The organism is Vibrio sp. B1FIG11 (assembly GCF_905175335.1).
In the GTDB taxonomy this organism is placed as follows: Bacteria; Pseudomonadota; Gammaproteobacteria; order Enterobacterales; family Vibrionaceae; genus Vibrio; species Vibrio campbellii.
The window spans coordinates 951,442-968,615 of record NZ_HG992751.1 but is presented as its reverse complement, the minus strand read 5'-3'; the positions used below and the strand labels follow the sequence as shown (position 1 = coordinate 968,615).

13 protein-coding genes are annotated in these 17,174 nt (G+C 46.3%); 2 read left to right on the top strand and 11 right to left on the bottom strand.

All coding sequences use genetic code 11. The annotated features are described in order from the left end of the window. Positions 1-68: 68 nt before the first annotated feature. Both fusA and radA read right to left on the bottom strand, forming a co-directional pair. Positions 69-2,156 carry an elongation factor G gene (fusA, locus tag KHO06_RS04405; protein WP_005530296.1) on the bottom strand — a complete coding sequence of 696 codons (2,088 nt, stop codon included), beginning with the start codon at positions 2,154-2,156 and terminating at the stop codon, positions 69-71. Between the two features lie 217 nt (positions 2,157-2,373). Next, complete coding sequence (gene radA / locus KHO06_RS04400) at positions 2,374-3,753, bottom strand: DNA repair protein RadA (RefSeq protein WP_045369724.1); 1,380 nt, start codon at positions 3,751-3,753, stop codon at positions 2,374-2,376. A gap of 151 nt (positions 3,754-3,904) precedes the next feature. Between radA and KHO06_RS04395 the strand changes: the two genes are divergently transcribed. Next, positions 3,905-6,253 carry a PilZ domain-containing protein gene (locus tag KHO06_RS04395; RefSeq protein ID WP_047481615.1) on the top strand — a complete coding sequence of 783 codons (2,349 nt, stop codon included), beginning with the start codon at positions 3,905-3,907 and terminating at the stop codon, positions 6,251-6,253. Between the two features lie 55 nt (positions 6,254-6,308). Here the strand turns inward: KHO06_RS04395 and serB are convergent, their stop codons facing one another. After that, a complete protein-coding gene (gene serB / locus KHO06_RS04390; protein WP_212582143.1) occupies positions 6,309-7,289 on the bottom strand; it encodes a phosphoserine phosphatase in 981 nt (326 codons plus the stop codon). 91 nt (positions 7,290-7,380) lie between these two features. On the opposite strand from serB, the gene KHO06_RS04385 reads away from it, so the two are divergent. Then, the gene (locus KHO06_RS04385; RefSeq protein WP_012128802.1) at positions 7,381-7,986 is read left to right on the top strand and encodes a YtjB family periplasmic protein; all 606 of its coding nucleotides are present in this window, start codon (positions 7,381-7,383) and stop codon (positions 7,984-7,986) included. Positions 7,987-8,077: 91 nt separating this feature from the next. Here KHO06_RS04385 and deoD read toward each other — a convergent pair whose 3' ends face one another. The 8 genes from deoD to prfC all read right to left on the bottom strand — a co-directional run bounded on the left by deoD (position 8,078) and on the right by prfC (position 17,141). Further along, on the bottom strand, positions 8,078-8,797 hold the full coding sequence (gene deoD / locus KHO06_RS04380) for a purine-nucleoside phosphorylase (protein WP_005449118.1): 720 nt from the start codon (positions 8,795-8,797) through the stop codon (positions 8,078-8,080). A gap of 145 nt (positions 8,798-8,942) precedes the next feature. Further along, positions 8,943-10,163, bottom strand: coding sequence for a phosphopentomutase (locus KHO06_RS04375; protein ID WP_038891095.1), 1,221 nt, complete (start codon positions 10,161-10,163; stop codon positions 8,943-8,945). Between the two features lie 68 nt (positions 10,164-10,231). After that, positions 10,232-11,560, bottom strand: a complete 1,329-nt coding sequence (deoA, locus tag KHO06_RS04370) for a thymidine phosphorylase (RefSeq protein ID WP_045369730.1) — start codon at positions 11,558-11,560, stop codon at positions 10,232-10,234. A gap of 99 nt (positions 11,561-11,659) precedes the next feature. Further along, complete coding sequence (gene deoC / locus KHO06_RS04365; RefSeq protein ID WP_005530303.1) at positions 11,660-12,436, bottom strand: deoxyribose-phosphate aldolase; 777 nt, start codon at positions 12,434-12,436, stop codon at positions 11,660-11,662. A gap of 579 nt (positions 12,437-13,015) precedes the next feature. Further along, the gene (locus KHO06_RS04360) at positions 13,016-14,299 is read right to left on the bottom strand and encodes a NupC/NupG family nucleoside CNT transporter (RefSeq protein ID WP_005431894.1); all 1,284 of its coding nucleotides are present in this window, start codon (positions 14,297-14,299) and stop codon (positions 13,016-13,018) included. A gap of 204 nt (positions 14,300-14,503) precedes the next feature. Further along, on the bottom strand, positions 14,504-15,277 hold the full coding sequence (locus KHO06_RS04355; RefSeq protein ID WP_045421832.1) for a TatD family hydrolase: 774 nt from the start codon (positions 15,275-15,277) through the stop codon (positions 14,504-14,506). Next, complete coding sequence (locus KHO06_RS04350; RefSeq protein WP_212582142.1) at positions 15,264-15,431, bottom strand: DUF5363 family protein; 168 nt, start codon at positions 15,429-15,431, stop codon at positions 15,264-15,266. The genes KHO06_RS04355 and KHO06_RS04350 overlap by 14 nt, the downstream gene beginning before the upstream one ends. A gap of 120 nt (positions 15,432-15,551) precedes the next feature. Then, positions 15,552-17,141 (bottom strand): peptide chain release factor 3, encoded by a 1,590-nt coding sequence (gene prfC / locus KHO06_RS04345; RefSeq protein WP_005431897.1) that lies wholly within the window; start codon positions 17,139-17,141, stop codon positions 15,552-15,554. Positions 17,142-17,174 lie beyond the last annotated feature (33 nt).

Sequence of the window (17,174 nt, the reverse complement as noted above, 5' to 3'; positions counted from 1 at the left end):
CTATCGAGAGATATTAAAAAGCCCCGCACTAGGCGGGGCTTTGATATATTAAAGCGTTAGCTTAAGAATTACTTCTTAGCTTCGCGCTCTTTAACTTCTGCGATTACTTGCTCAGCAACGTTCGATGGACATGCTGCGTAACGAGCGAATTCCATAGAGAACTGACCACGACCAGAAGTGATAGTACGTAGGTGACCGATGTAACCAAACATTTCTGATAGAGGAACGTCTGCTTTAATACGAACGCCTGTAGTACCAGCTTGTTGGTCTTTGATCATACCACGACGACGGTTAAGGTCACCGATTACGTCACCAACGTTGTCTTCTGGAGTGAACACGTCAACGTTCATGATTGGCTCAAGAAGTTGCGCGCCTGCTTTAGGCATAGACTGACGGAATGCACCTTTAGCTGCGATTTCGTAAGCGATTGCTGATGAGTCAACTGCGTGGAAACCACCGTCGAATAGTTCAACTTCAACGTCTAGAGTTGGGAAGCCAGCTAGAACACCAGTATCCATCATTGACGCAAAGCCTTTCTCAACTGCAGGCCAGAATTCTTTAGGTACGTTACCACCAACAACTGTTGATTTGAACGTGAAGCCTGAGTTTGGCTCACCTGGTTTGATGCGGTAGTCGATCTTACCGAACTGACCAGAACCACCAGACTGCTTCTTGTGCGTGTAGCTATCTTCAACTGCTTGAGTGATAGTTTCACGGTAAGCTACCTGTGGAGCACCTACTTCTAGCTCAACGCCGTAAGTACGCTTAAGGATGTCTACCTTGATGTCTAGGTGAAGTTCACCCATACCTTTCAGGATAGTTTCACCTGAATCTTCATCAGTCTCAACTTGGAATGATGGATCTTCTGCAACCATTTTACCGATCGCGATACCCATTTTCTCAGTAGAACCTTTGTCTTTTGGAGAAACAGCAATAGAGATTACTGGTTCTGGGAAGATCATAGCTTCTAGAGTACATTCGTGCTTAGGATCACATAGAGTGTGACCAGTTTGAACGTTCTTCATACCTACTACAGCGATGATGTCACCAGCTTGAGCTTCAGTAAGTTCGTTACGTTCGTCAGCTTGCATCTCACACATACGACCGATACGCTCAGTCTTACCAGTTGCAGAGTTAAGAACAGTATCGCCCTTCTTCATGCGACCAGAGTAGATACGGATAAATGTTAGAGCACCGAAACGGTCGTCCATGATCTTGAACGCAAGTGCTTTTAGTGGCGCGTCAGCGTCAACTGTAGCAACTTCACCTGTTGGCTCACCAGTTTCTGGATCTGTTAGAGGCTGAGGATCAACTTCAGTTGGAGCTGGTAGGTAATCTACAACAGCGTCAAGGATAAGTTGCATACCTTTGTTTTTGAATGCAGAACCACAGAACGTTGGGAAGAACGCTAGGTCACGAGTACCTTTACGGATACAAGCTTTTAGTTGCTCGATAGTTGGCTCTTCGCCTTCCATGTAAGCTTCCATTAGATCGTCGTCTTGCTCTACAGCAGTTTCAACTAGCTCTTCACGGTACTGTTCTACATCGTCAACCATGTCAGCTGGGATGTCTTGGATTTCGTAGTTTTCTGGCAGACCTGTTTCGTCCCAAACGTAAGCTTTACGGTTTAGTACGTCTACAACACCAACGAAGTCGTCTTCACGACCGATTGGTAGAGTCATAACTAGTGGGTTTGCACCTAGTACGTTCTTAACTTGGTCAACAACGCGGAAGAAGTCTGCACCCATACGGTCTAGTTTGTTTACGAAGATCAGACGAGCAACTTCTGAGTCGTTCGCGTAACGCCAGTTTGTTTCTGACTGAGGCTCAACACCACCAGAACCACAGAATACACCGATACCACCGTCAAGAACTTTAAGTGAACGGTATACTTCAACTGTAAAGTCTACGTGTCCAGGAGTGTCGATTACGTTCAGGCGGTGACCGTTCCACTCACAAGTTACTGCTGCAGACTGGATTGTAATACCACGCTCAGCTTCTTGCTCCATGAAGTCAGTTGTAGACTCGCCGTCGTGTACTTCACCAGTCTTATGGATTTTACCAGTAAGCTTCAGGATACGCTCAGTTGTGGTAGTTTTACCCGCATCAACGTGCGCGAAAATACCAATGTTTCTGTATTTTGATAAATCAGTCATTGTCTTACTCTGTTAATAAGGTATAAAGTGCGCGCAGAGTATATCACAATCTGTCAAGACGGATACCTTTGCGTGCTATTGGAACAAAAAAAAATTTTAACGTCGATTTTCCACCCTCAAATAATAGTCAAACTTCGCAATTTGTCTGCTAATTCGATAATAATGAGGATAGATTCAACATTATTGTTACCCCTTAAATTGGGGCACAAGATGGCGTTTACAACTCATCAAATGCTTCGATAGCCTCCGACAGTTTTTTAACACCATGGATTTGCATACCAGGAATACCGCCCTTTGGCATATTCGCTGCTGGTACGATCGCTTTCTTAAAGCCGTGCTTGAATGCTTCATTCAAACGCTCTTGGCCACTCGGCACTGGGCGAATCTCTCCCGCTAAGCCAACCTCACCAAACACCACCACATCTTTTGGTAGTGGGCGATCGCGAAAACTCGACAAAAGCGCCATAACTAGCGCAAGGTCAGCACTGGTCTCTGTGACTTTTACACCACCAACGACATTCACAAACACATCTTGATCGGCCATTTGTAGGCCACCGTGCTTATGCAGCACCGCCAATAATAAAGACAGACGGTTTTGTTCTAGGCCCACCGCGACGCGACGTGGGTTTGCCAATTGTGAGTAGTCCACCAGTGCTTGAATCTCTACTAATAGAGGGCGCGTACCTTCCCACACCACCATAACGGACGAACCCGACGTCTCTTCTTCACCGCGGGATAGGAAAATCGCCGAAGGGTTATTGACCTCTTTCAGTCCCTGCCCTGTCATGGCAAAGACGCCAAGTTCATTCACCGCACCAAAACGGTTTTTGTGGCTACGTAAGGTTCGGAAGCGGCTATCAGTACCACCATCGAGTAGAACTGAACAGTCAATAATGTGCTCAAGTACTTTAGGGCCGGCAAGGGTACCATCTTTTGTTACGTGACCAACAATAAAGACTGCCACATTATTTTGCTTTGCATAACGCGTCAGCGCGGTTGCCGATTCACGTACCTGAGCGACACTCCCCGGCGACGACTGAACATCAGACACGTGCATTACCTGAATCGAGTCAATCACCATAATGCGCGGCTGTTCTTTCTCTGCAATTTGGCAAATCTTGTCGACGTTCGTTTCCGACAACATCTTCAGGTGCTCTTTTGGCAACCCAAGTCGTGAAGCACGCATTGCCACTTGCTGGAGCGATTCCTCACCCGTCACATAGAGAGTAGGCATTTGCGAAGACAACAGACACATGGTTTGCAAAAGCAAAGTCGACTTACCTGCGCCGGGGTTACCACCGATAAGAATCGCAGCGCCCGGAACCACACCACCACCAAGTACTCGGTCTAGCTCTTTAAAGCCACTCGTAAAACGGGGCACTTCTTGCAGATCAATCTCTGACAGGGTTTGAACTTTTGATTCCGTTGCTGAGCCTGCGTAACCAGATAAGCGTTCGTTGCGTGCTACCGTTGGCGATGCAGCAATACGAACTTCAGTAATCGTGTTCCATGCACCACACGCATTACACTGCCCCTGCCAACGTGGGAAATCCGCGCCACAATCATTACAAACATACGCTCGTTTTGCTTTCGCCATGATGCCTCAATTCTTAAACACTCGGTTTTTTCAACAAATGTGACCAAGCACCGCCATGTCATGACCGTATCGAAGATGAACTCTTGATATACTCAAGCTTTGCTTTGCTTAGCCGATATAATTCGAATAACGACATACTTTAACAGAAATAATGCAGCAATCTGAAATTCTCTCGCTCGCAGAACGCCTCATCCCTGTTTACGGCGCTGATGACTTTGATTTCGTCCTGGGTCAATTGACCGAAGGAGAACCACCATCGGCCAAAATTCTAGTGAAGATGGAACTCAACCGTGTCATGGCTCCTTGTAAAAAGAGCATTGATTTGCGAGGTCGAGTGAAAGGCGAATGTCGTGAATACTTATTAGATGGCATTCCACATTGGTTGGATGACGTCGCCTTTAACGCTTACCACAAGAACCTAAAAAAGTATGGTGGTTACACCGAGGGCATGTGGGAAGCCTTGGTCAATACACGTAATAACTTCCGTGTAATGAGCAAAAACAATGGTAAGAGTGAAGAGCGATCGCTTACCGATCCGAAAAGCCCTTTTCTCGCAGAGCCTGTGCACCTTGGGTATGACTTAAAACGTCAAGAGAAACGCTTAAAAGTACAGTCTCAAGTGGAAATCGTTCGTTCAAAAGAACAAGTGATCCACGGTCTGAGTATTGACCTTTCTTGTTCGGGAGCGAAATTCAAAGTACCTAGCGCCTTCAAGTACAGCTTGGGTGAAGTCATTCAAGTTACCTTTACCGAGTTTGCCAGTAAGTCTCAAGTGGTGGGCGTCGAAAAACCGATCACCTATCGTGTGCTGGCGGTAGACGACTGCTACGAGAATGATTCCGTTCGTTACCTAAGAACCATTCGGTTAACGGAAACCAATGTCATTGCTCGCGTGATTGATGAAGCACTCAACAGCGCAGCGAAACGCGCTCGCCATGACAATCAGGACAAAATCATTCGTGCTCGCACGCGCGGCTATGAGCACATTGCGCTTAAGCACACCAGTAATCTGCCGCTGTTTTTTGAAGGCAGCGAGCTCAAACTCGCCATGCTCACACCCAATAATCAAAAGATGTGGCAGTACTGGCATGATGAGCGCAACCAACAAGTCTTCGGCTCGCTATTCAACCCGAAGAGAATGGCTTCGTTAATTGCTCCCGGCGTTAAAGGAGCAACCAATGTGCTGTACTCTTTTACCCATGAGCATGAAGGCAAAACCTACTTCTATTCGATGCTACGTCCAGAGGCGACAAGAGAACAGCGTCAACTCTTCTGGCATTTAGGCGCCAAGCGAAAAAGTTGGCGCGCTTTCCGCATTTCGATCTTCGAGTTATCTGAGCAAGAGAAAAATGATCTTGCGGCCTTTTCCTCTGAGTTAGCAGAAAGTTCACAGAAGCTGACACACGTTGGTATCTTACAAGAAATTGCCGATGAAAAATCGGGCCAAGATTACCTGCTGACTGAAAAGCCAAGAGTGCCAGCAAATACCCTGAATGAGTTTCGCCATCCAAGAAAAATCCTTGGTAGTCCAAAAGGAATTTACTTCGATGCACAATCGCGCCGTAAAGAGCCTCGTTATCGCTTCAAAACGCCTTTGGAGCTAGACATTGGCAACGCCAAAGCAACTGGCTTCACTATGGACATTTCCAAGCGAGGCCTAGGGCTGAAATTGGACGAGCCCACTGCGCTGCGTTCAGGGCAAGAAGTGCAGATTAACTTTCGTGAATTGCAGCTTTACGATAAAAAGCTACCACTCTCGGATGTGCCATACCGTGTGATTCGTATTAGCCCTGACGGTCGAAGTGTCCAATTGGTTATCGATGAACAAAGCAAAACCATGCGTGTGATTGCTTTTTTTAATAGCATTATTGAGCACAACCAAGACAAGCTGATCCCACAAAAAGAGATGCTACCAAGTAATGCCCTCTTAGAACGGCTGCACAGCGTGTTGCTCTCAAGAACGTTAAGTACCCCGATCTTTATCAGCAAAAGCGCCGCTTCTTCGGTCAAGACACCGGTGATCGGAGTGAACTTACCGTTGGCAAAACACATCGAGTTGTACGCACGTCTCGGTCACAACCAACAATACTCGCTCGAACCACTGTTTAAAGGCCGCTCAAATACTTTGATTGCCGATCCGATCAAACGTATTGATGGCGCGCAGGCTCGTCACCAAGATATTTATATTAGCGTGAATAAAGTCGGTCATAAGATCACTGCGATTGAGTCAAAAATGCAGCAAGACTTCACCAGCGTGAAAGAGCGGATTCAATTCATCAAGAAAGCGCGGATGATGGGTGAGTTCTATGCTACACGCATCTCCACGGCGCCGATCTTCGATCCAATGACATCATTACTGCGTCAAGATCTGAGCGATTTAACCCAATTTGGGGTTCATCAAGCCAGTAAGTTAGAAAAAGAGTTAACCGCCTTAGTTGGCTACAGTGAATTTGAAGATATTACCGAAGAAGTGATTGTTCGCTTAGAGCTAACGGAATAACAAAGCACCGCCGAGATGGCGGTGTTTTTCTATGTTAATTTGGAAGAAGCGCCAACTAAGGTTTCGCTTTCCAGCTGATTTTCTGCTGCTTAACCAACGCTCCAGAAAGAATACACAGTACGCCACCTAAACCTGCGAATCGAACAGCGGTTTGTGCTTGTTCTTCAACCTTAGGTTTGGCGTGATAAGCAACACCAAGGCCTGCCGCAGCCATCATCACCAAGTCGTTCGCACCATCACCGACGGCAACCGTATTGTGCTGCTCAATATCGTACTCTTCAGCAAGCTCAACCAAAATATCTGCTTTCGTTTGGGCTGACACAACATCGCCTAGCACTTCACCGGTCAGCTTACCATCAACAATTTCCAGTTGGTTGGACTGCGCAAAGTCTAATCCTACTTTGTCTTTAATGAAATCTGAGAAGTAAGTAAAACCACCGGAAGCAATAGCAGTCTTCCACCCAAGCGCTTTAAAAGTTGCAATCAGCGCTTCGAAATCTGGCATGAATGGCAGCTGGCTGCGCACTTGTTCAAGAATCGCTTCATCGGCACCTTTCAGTTTACCGACACGTTGACGTAAGCTTTGCTCGAAATCCAACTCACCTTGCATGGCACGCTCAGTCACCTCTGCGACTTCTTCGCCAACACCAGCAAGTTTAGCAATTTCATCAATACACTCGATTTGAATTGCCGTTGAGTCCATATCAAACACAACCAAACCCGGCGCAGACAGATCCGGCACCTCGTTAAGAGAAGCGTAATCCAATTTTAAGCTTTTTAGGATGGTTTCATGTTCAGGCGTAAGATTGCCCGCCATTAATGCCACTTCATATTGGCCGACTTTCCACGTATCCAGAATAGGATTGTAGAAACCGGTAAAGAAGTCGATGTCTTCGAAGTTACGAGGCTCAAGATGGTCGCCAAACACAATCCAATTCGCCTTGGCTTTATCGAGTTGTGTCGCAAACCGAGTTTCGGGTAGTCGTTTTAAATGAGTCGTATGCCTTCTGATAGGCAAGCTTTTTGACGCGTCCATGTATATAATCCCTTGTGACTTTGCTAAAACGTTACCTTAACAAGCTAAAAAGGCAAGTCTTTGTTTTGATTTGAATGGACGAGTAAAGAGCATGAGTGAATCCTTGTTCTCAGTAAGGAATGCCCTACGAATTCTGGCTCTGATCCTGTTGTGTGTGATGCTTTTCATCACCATCAAGAACAGTGTCGTGATCAGTAAGGGTAATGAGAAGATACAAGCACAGCAGCTTGAAACCCTGACCAAAGTTTTGATTTCGCAGGCATCATTGTCTGCCGGCGAGATGATCATCAATAAAGACCAAGAGCGTCTATTGAAGCTAACCAACCAGCTTGCTCAAGACCGCTTGGTATTCGACGCGACTATTTACGACGCACAAGGCGTGCGCTTAGCATCGAGTGAAGAAGCACTGTCGGTGCGTGAAGTTTTGGGGCTAGATACCCCTCTTGCAACCGCATCCATTGGCCGACAACAGCTCGTAGAACCTGTGTTATCGGATGGTGCCGTGATTGGCTTTGTGCGAGTGACATTTGAAACTGGTCGAGTCACCGCCATTTCTGATCACCATTACCGCAAGAGTGATCGCTACATGTACATGATGGTACTGATGAGCTTTGTGTGTGGCATGTTGTTCATCATGATCTTGCGCAGACAGCCGATCCGCCGCAAGAAAGCAGAAAACCTGTTGCTAACCAAATAATCCAAAAAGCGAATTTAGAAAATAAAACAGCCCGCATGATGCGGGCTGTTTTTTTATGCTGATAAGCAAAAGAATACAAGGCTGCTCGCCCTTATTCTTCATCACCTAGCAATACTGAATCTAGAGCGATCAGCATCATGTCGTTGAACGTAGTTTGACGCTCGTCAGATGTCGTTTGCTCACCAGTTTTGATGTGGTCAGAAACAGTACAGATAGTTAGCGCTTTTGCACCGTACTCTGCTGCAACACCGTAGATACCAGCCGCTTCCATTTCAACACCAACAATGCCGTACTTGTCCATTACATCGAACATTTCTGGATCAGGCGTGTAGAACAGTTCCGCTGAGAATAGGTTACCTACTTTCACATCAACGCCGCGAGCTTTTGCTGCTTCTTCTGCTGCACGAACCATTTTGTAGTCAGCGATAGCCGCAAAGTCATGACCTTTGAAGCGGATACGGTTCACTTTAGAATCAGTACAAGCACCCATGCCGATAACAACATCACGTACTTTGATGTCTTCGTTCACAGCGCCACAGCTACCTACACGGATCACTTTCTTCACACCGAAGTCTTTGATCAGCTCAGTCACGTAGATAGAACAAGATGGGATACCCATACCGTGGCCCATTACCGAGATCTTGCGACCTTTGTAAGTGCCTGTGTAACCAAACATATTACGAACGTCACACACTTGAACTACATCTTCAAGGAAAGTCTCTGCGATGTATTTTGCACGTAGCGGGTCACCCGGCATCAGAACGACGTCTGCGAAAGCACCCATTTCTGCGTTGATATGTGGAGTTGCCATGTTTCTTTTCCTTAACCTGTTTCTAGCGATCCGCACTGCTACTGGCGGTTTGGCTAGAATAATCTCATTTCCGACAAGCAGCACTTCCATGCTGCCAACATAAAACTAGGAGCCATCAAGCTCCTAGTTTTCAAAACCTAACTAATTATAGGAAGTTCTTACCGTAATCCATTGGAGAAGTACCGAAGTAACTTGCCAATGTTTGACCGATATCAGCAAAGCTATCGCGACGGCCTAGTGAACCTGCTGGTACTTTCTTACCGTAAACAATCACTGGGATGTGCTCACGAGTATGGTCAGTACCTGGCCATGTTGGATCACAGCCGTGGTCTGCCGTTAGGATCAGCACATCGTCTTCTTCCATAATCTCTAGCACTTCATTGATGCGACCATCGAAGTATTCAAGCGCAGCAGCGTAACCCGCTACGTCACGGCGGTGACCGTAAGCAGAGTCGAAATCTACAAAGTTAGTGAACACGATCGTGTTGTCACCCGCTTCTTTGATTTGCTCTAGCGTTGCTTCGAACAATGCAGGGATACCTGTCGCTTTCACTTTCTTAGTGATGCCGCAGTTTGCGTAGATATCCGCAATCTTACCGATAGAAACCACATCACCTTGCTTCTCTTCAACTAGCTTCTGAAGCACAGTTGCTGATGGTGGCTCAACAGAAAGGTCACGACGGTTACCGGTACGCTCGAATTGACCTTTACCAGCACCAACGAATGGACGCGCGATAACACGACCGATGTTGTAATCTTCTAGCTCTTCACGTGCAATTTGGCAAAGCTCTAGTAGACGGTCTAGACCAAAAGTCTCTTCGTGACATGCGATTTGGAATACAGAATCAGCAGATGTGTAGAAGATTGGCTTACCAGTCTTCATGTGCTCTTCACCAAGATCGTCAAGAACTTGAGTACCAGATGCGTGGCAGTTACCTAGGAAACCGTCAAGACCTGCACGCTCAAGAATGCGGTCAGTCAGCTCTTTCGGGAAGCTGTTCGCTTTATCAGTGAAGTAACCCCAATCAAACAGAACAGGAACACCTGCGATTTCCCAGTGACCAGACGGTGTGTCTTTACCTGAAGAAAGCTCTGCAGCGTGACCATATGCACCGATGATTTCAGCGTCTGCATCTAGGCCAGGGGCAAAACGACCGGTTGACTCTTTGTGCGCCATTGCTAGACCTAGTTTAGATAGGTTTGGAAGACGAAGCGCGCCTTCACGCTTATCGTTATTTGCTAAGCCTTGCTCACACTGGTCAGCGATATGACCTAGTGTGTCTGAACCTACATCACCAAATTGCTCTGCATCTGCTGCTGCGCCGATGCCGAATGAGTCTAGTACTAAAATAAATGCTCTTTTCATTGCTCGTTCCTTAGGCCCACTCGGCTTCTTATTATGGTTGAGTAGGCCTTGTGTAATTACTTATTCGATTAAAGATCTTCTGCACGGATTTGACGGTAAACCTCTGGAGTTGGTGTGTACTCACCACCTACAGTGATTGCACTGCGAAGTGCTTTTGCTGCTTCTTCCCACTGCTCTTCAGTGCGAGCGTGGATAACCGCAAGAGGTTTGTCGCTATCAGCTACTTCACCAAGACGGATGAAGTTATCGAAACCAACCGCGTAGTCGATTTCATCTGTCGCAACGCGACGACCGCCGCCCATTGAAACCACAGCCATGCCGATAGCACGTGTATCCATCGCAGATACAACGCCAGTTTCTGTTGCGTATACTGGTTTAATGATTTCTGCTTTTTCTAGGTAGTTATCGTAGTTTTCTACGAAATCCACAGGACCACCTAGACCAGCTACCATCTTACCGAAGCACTCAGCCGCTTTGCCGTTATCTAGCGCTTCCATCAGTTTCGCACGTGCGTCTTCTGTGTTCTCAGCTAATTTGCCAAGCACCAACATTTCAGCACATGAAGCCATGGTCACTTCAAGTAGGCGAGGGTTACGGTATTCACCCGTTAAGAAACGAACCGCTTCGCGAACTTCCACTGCGTTACCCGCCGAAGAAGCCAATACTTGGTTCATGTCCGTAAGAATTGCCGTAGTCTTAGTGCCAGCACCGTTTGCTACTGCAACGATAGATTTTGCTAGTTCTTCAGATGCTTCGTAAGTTGGCATGAATGCGCCAGAACCTACTTTCACGTCCATCACTAAAGATTCAAGACCTGCAGCAAGCTTCTTCGATAAAATCGACGCTGTGATCAGTGAGATGTTGTCTACTGTTGCTGTGATATCGCGAGTCGCGTAAACGCGCTTATCCGCTGGCGCTAGGTCACCAGTTTGACCGATGATTGCTACGCCTGCATCTTTGGTTACTTGACCAAATACGTCGTTTGTCGGAGTGATGTTGTAGCCAGGAATAGACTCAAGCTTATCCAACGTTCCGCCAGTGTGGCCAAGACCACGACCAGAGATCATAGGTACAAAACCGCCACATGCTGCCACCATTGGGCCAAGCATTAGAGAAGTCACGTCACCCACACCCCCAGTAGAATGCTTATCGACAATTGGGCCACCAAAGTTCATGTGGCTCCAATCGATAACCATACCTGAATCACGCATTGCACACGTTAGTGCGATACGCTCTGGCATCGTCATTTCATTGAAGAAGATTGTCATAGCAAATGCGGCGATCTGACCTTCAGACACACTGTTGTTTGCTACGCCTTGAATGAAGAAGTTGATTTCGTCGGCTGTTAGAACTTCGCCGTCACGTTTTTTACGGATAATTTCTTGTGGTAAATACATTAGTGCCTCCCCAAGCTCATTATGAGCCATGGAAAAAGTAGGATAGAAGAGGATTGGTAGCACCAAAGCTGGTGCTACCGTTCAGACGTATTGTTGGAATTAGTACGCTGCTGGATCAGCGACTTCGTCCGATACTTCTAATGTATTAAGTAGGTTTGTTAGCAGGCTAGACGCACCGAAACGGTAGTGACGAGCATCAACCCAGTTGTCGCCAAGGATTTCGTCAGCCATTGCTAGGTATGCCGCTGCATCTTCAGCAGTGCGCACACCACCTGCTGGTTTGAAACCAACAGTTTCTGCAACACCCATGTCACGAATAACTTCAAGCATCATGCGAGCGTATTCTGGTGTTGCGTTTACTGGCACTTTACCAGTTGAAGTTTTAATGAAGTCAGCACCTGCTTCGATACAGATTTGAGATGCTTTCTTGATTAGTGCTTCTTCTTTAAGCTCACCTGTTTCGATGATGACTTTAAGAAGGATATCACCACAAGCTTCTTTACATTGCTTAACTAGTTCGAAGCCAACTTTCTCATCACCCGCCATTAGAGCGCGGTATGGGAAAACTACGTCTACTTCGTCTGCACCGTAAGCAACCGCCGCTTTTGTTTCAGCAACGGCGATTTCGATGTCGTCGTTACCGTGTGGGAAGTTCGTTACCGTTGCGATACGAACTTCAGGCGTACCTTGCTCACGAAGTGTCTTCTTAGCAATAGGAATAAAGCGAGGGTAAATACAGATTGCAGCTGTGTTGCCTACTGCTGATTTCGCGTCATGACATAGTGAGATCACTTTTGCATCAGTGTCATCATCATTTAGCGTAGTAAGGTCCATAAGTTTCAGTGCACGTAGCGCTGCTGCTTTTAAATCGCTCATTTCTATCTCCGATCAATATTCAAAAAATTCACTACTCAGCCTCACATCACTTCTCTAACTATAATCAACAAGTCGAGACAGTGTGAGAAATTGGCTAAACAGTCTATTTATGAACGGACTTGGTTCCCTGAAGACTCGGCATATACTGCGAAAAATTATATACCAATTGCTATCCTTGTCACCGCACAGTACCAGTTTGGCCTATGGCACAACAATCTATGATTGCGGTGTCTTTAATATCACATCAAACAATAAAACGCTTGTTTGATTTGATATTGAGGGCAATTCATTTGCCCATCGAGTATGTAATATTCACTCTGTGATTAGGTGGTATCCATTACCACGATATCGTGATTACTACATTATAGATATTCACCGCAAAACTGTAGCACCAAATAGAGCGCAAACGGTTTGTATCTCAAAATTTTCCAGCCCCTATTCCACCAACTGCGTAAGCTACTCACGTAGACCTACGTGCGGTTAATTTTTTAGGCCCGAAAAACGAAAAATGCCCCGCAGCAATCTCTTGCTACAGGGCATGATTTAAAACGGCGTCTATATATTAAGAACCGATTCTAATTAAAGTGCTGCAAGGCTAAGGCAGAAACCTGCGATAGTCGCTGCCATTAGGTTAGACAACGTACCAGCAAGAACTGCTTTAATACCCATGCGAGCGATATCTGAACGACGGTTTGGTGCAAGGCTACCTAGACCACCAAGTAGGATCGCGATAGAAGAAAGGTTCGCGAAGCCACATAGTGCGAATGAGATGATAGCTGTTGTCTTCTCAGACATTACTTCACCAGTTGCCGCAACTACTTGAGCGCCTTCACCTAGGTAAGGTGTGAAGTTCAAGTATGCAACGAATTCGTTGATTACTAGTTTCTGACCGATGAATGAACCAGCAACAACTGCTTCGTCCCATGGAACACCGATTAGGAATGCTAGTGGAGAGAACGCGTAACCTAGGATAAGTTCTAGTGTTAGTTCAGGCATACCGAACCAACCACCGATGCCACCTAGCATACCGTTGATAAGAGCAATAAGACCTACGAATGCGATTAGCATTGCACCAACGTTTAGTGCTAGTTGTAGACCAGAAGCCGCACCGCCCGCTGCTGCGTCGATTACGTTAGCTGGCTTGTCGTCGCCACCGTCCATTGCTTCTTCGATGTCTTCGTGAGGCTGGTCAGTCTCTGGGTGAAGAATCTTAGCGAATAGTAGACCACCCGGTGCTGCCATGAATGATGCAGCTACTAGGTACTCTAGAGGAACACCCATTGAAGCGTAACCTGCTAGTACACCACCAGCTACAGATGCTAGACCACCACACATTACCGCGAATAGCTCAGATTGAGTCATTTTTGGTACGAATGGACGAACAACTAGAGGTGCTTCAGTTTGACCTACGAAAATGTTAGCTGCTGCAGACATTGATTCCGCACGAGAAGTGCCAAGCGCTTTTTGTAGTGCACCACCAAGAATCTTGATAACCCACTGCATTACGCCAATGTAGTAAAGAACTGAAATCAGTGCAGAGAAGAAGATCAGTGTAGGAAGAACGCGGAATGCGAAGATGAAGCCGCCGCCGCCGAATACTTCGAACATCTTGTCAGAAACAAGACCACCGAATAGGAAAGATGAACCATCGTTACCGTAGTTGATAACGTTAGAAACACCAGTAGAGAAACCGTTTAGTAGATCACGGCCCCAAGGTACGTAAAGAACAAATGCACCAAGGATGAATTGGATAGCAAATGCGCCACCCACAGTTCTAAAGTTGATAGCTTTGCGGTTAGATGAGAATGCAAATGCAATAGCAAGAAGCACTACCATACCGACTAGGCTCATAAACAGGCTCATAGTTTATGACTTCCTTATAAGTTATTTATTGGCGTGTTACAAAATGGAGCTATAAAGCGGGGGCAATTATACTCATGCAGAATCAATTAAAGTAATGCCACCCTCACACTTTCTTATAAGATTCATCATTGATTCACTCCCGTTTGTGAGTTATCTCACAATAAGCAGGAAAACGTTTTCGCTTTTAAACACCATCTTTAGATTTTATTCACATATAAAGAAGGCAGAATTGCTATTTTCCCATAGCTGAGAGGCAATCGATTGCTTGCTTTCTGTATGCAACTTAGAGAGCTCATTCAATACATGAATCAGTTTTGAAGGGTGATTAGGCTCGCCCTGATAGCCAAGTATAGGCATATCCGGAGCGTCCGTTTCTAAAACGATATTCTCAAGTGATAATCTTTGAATCGCGTCGCGAGTTTTATTGGCTCTTGGATAAGTAATCGTCCCTCCGACTCCGATAAGAAAACCTAATCGAACCCATTCCATCGCCTGCTGATAACTGCCTGAAAAAGCGTGCAACACGCCACCTTTCGGCAATTTAGCAGCTTTGACCATTTGGATAAGACGATTGTGTGCTTTTCGGCTATGTAAAATAACAGGCAGATCGAACCGTCTTGCCAGTTCGAATTGCAACTCAAGTGCCTGCTCTTGAAGCTCGGTGGCAACATCTATTGCAAAATCCAAACCGCACTCTCCTATCGCAACGCATTGTCGCTTGGACGAGGAAAGTAACGATTCCAGCTCTGGGGCAAACTGCTCAAACTCTGGTTGTAGAAAATAGGGATGAAAGCCCAGCGCGTAATAAAGGTGAGAGTATTGGTTGGCCAGCGCTTGAATACGAGCCCAGTTACTCGGCCCGACAGAAGGAATCAAGATTCGCTCTACTCCTTGGTCACGCGCAAGCTCAACTTGATGTGCAAAGTCATCCTGAAAGACATCGAAGTCAAAATGGCAGTGGGTATCAAACAGTTTCATTGCTTGCTTTCTCTTGCTCTGCTTTTTTAGCAGGCTCGTCTTCATGAACCGGGTCTTGTTTATACGGTACACAACTGCGCTTTTGATCAGGCGTCAGTCCCATCTCTTTGCACCAATCGTCATAGCGTTTGAGTCCTTTCTTAAACCAGTTCATCACACACCCTTTTTAGCTAATAAAATTCGCGCTGCGCCAAATAAAAAACCGCCGTTAGCTAAGTGTATAGCTAACGGCGGCTTATGATCTAGTACGCGAGATAAAGCGAGTTAGATTCGATTAGTGCTCACGAGTCGCACGGAAATCGATATCTGGGAAACGCTCTTGCGCTAGGTTTAGGTTAACCATAGTTGGCGCGATGTACGTTAGGTTATCACCACCGTCCAATGCTAGGTTAGTTTGATTCTTACGTTGGAACTCGTCCAGTTTCTTCGCATCACCACACTCAACCCAACGAGCGGTTGCTACGTTTACGCCCTCGTAAATCGCTTCAACGTTGTATTCTGACTTCAAACGAGCCACTACCACGTCAAACTGAAGCACACCAACCGCACCTACGATCAGGTCGTTGTTTTGCAATGGACGGAATACCTGTACCGCACCTTCTTCAGAAAGCTGAACCAGACCTTTCAGTAGCTGCTTCTGTTTCAATGGATCTTTTAGACGAATACGACGGAACAGTTCTGGCGCAAAGTTTGGAATACCAGAGAACTTCAGCGCTTCACCTTGAGTGAATGTATCACCAATTTGGATAGTACCGTGGTTGTGTAGACCAATGATGTCACCCGCGTAAGCGTGTTCTGCACGAGAACGGTCACCCGCCATAAAGGTAACCGCATCTGAGATACTTACTTGCTTGCCAAGACGAACGTGGTTCATCTTCATGCCTTGTGTGTAAGTACCCGATACGATACGCATGAAGGCGATACGGTCACGGTGTTTTGGATCCATGTTTGCTTGGATCTTAAATACGAAGCCTGAGAACTTGTCTTCTGTCGCTTCCACATCACGCTCTACCGCTTGACGAGTTTTCGGCGCTGGCGCCCACTCAGTTAAGCCATCTAGCATGTGGTCAACACCAAAGTTACCTAGTGCTGTACCGAAGTAAACTGGCGTTAGTTCACCAACAAGGAATGCTTCGTGATCAAACTCAGGGCAAGCGCCCATAACAAGCTCAAGCTCTTCACGAACGCTTGCGGCTAGGCTTTCACCTACTTTCTCATCAAGTTCTGGGTTGTCTAGACCTTTGATGATGCGAACTTCTTGGATCTCGTGACCGTGGCCAGATTCGTACAGAATCGTTTCGTCACGGTGAATATGGTAAACGCCTTTAAACTCTTTACCACAGCCGATTGGCCACGTAATTGGCGCACACATCATGCCAAGTTCGTTTTCTACCTCATCCAATACTTCCATTGGATCACGAACGTCACGGTCAAGTTTGTTCATGAAGGTTACGATTGGCGTGTCACGCAGACGCGTTACTTCCATCAGCTTACGAGTACGATCCTCGACACCTTTCGCCGCATCGATAACCATTAGACATGAGTCAACCGCCGTTAGAGTACGGTAAGTATCTTCCGAGAAGTCTTCGTGTCCAGGAGTATCAAGTAGGTTTACCAGACAATCGTTGTAAGGGAACTGCATTACAGAAGTAGTAACCGAGATACCACGTTCCTTTTCCATTTCCATCCAGTCTGATTTTGCGTGCTGTGCGTTACCACGACCTTTAACCGTACCTGCTTTTTGGATCGCGTTTCCGAATAACAGTACTTTTTCAGTAATGGTGGTTTTACCCGCATCCGGGTGAGAAATAATAGCGAACGTTCTACGCTTAGAAACTTCGCCTAGAAAAGGTGTATTTGACATGAAACTGGTCTTCTTTGATGTCTGATGGCTTGC